The organism is Methanobrevibacter curvatus, assembly GCF_001639295.1.
Taxonomy (GTDB): domain Archaea; phylum Methanobacteriota; class Methanobacteria; order Methanobacteriales; family Methanobacteriaceae; genus Methanoflexus; species Methanoflexus curvatus.
Window position 1 is genome coordinate 1 of record NZ_LWMV01000147.1, and the last position, 531, is coordinate 531.

Here is a 531-nt window from a genome sequence, read left to right on the forward strand (position 1 = left end):
AATTCTTTGTTTCTTATAATTCTTTTGTATATATTTTATTTTTTTGTTTTATCTGTTATTATTTTTGTGTTTTCTTTTTTATTGCCTAAAAGCTTATATATAAGTAATTATATATTATATAATATGACTTTTATTAAATCAGTTACTACAAATTCTAGTTTGGATAATAATCAGGTAAATATTGATTATTTTAGTGATAACTTGTTGGATTGTGGAGATCATGTTAGGGCTAAATTAGGAATTAGTTTAAATGCGAGTAAAAAACTTAAAATCTATCAAAAAAAAGGTATTACACATTTAGCTATGAGACATAAATGTTGCCCTAATTGTGGAAGTAGAGATGTATCATTATATGGTACTAAGAATAGAAACCTAATATTTCCAGATAAAGGGAAAGAAACATTTAAAATTCAGAAATATATTTGCAATAAGAAATGTAATGGTGGAAAAAACTTTTATTTCTCTACTAATATTGATGATATTGTTGAACCGAACTCTAATTATGTAAAAAAGTTCAAAAAAGAGGCTGTT

Annotated in this window: 1 pseudogene; it reads left to right on the forward strand. The window is 23.5% G+C overall.

Annotation, left to right across the window (positions count from 1 at the left end):
• Positions 1-123: 123 nt before the first annotated feature.
• Positions 124-531: pseudogene (locus MBCUR_RS03585) on the forward strand (hypothetical protein); the annotation flags it as partial.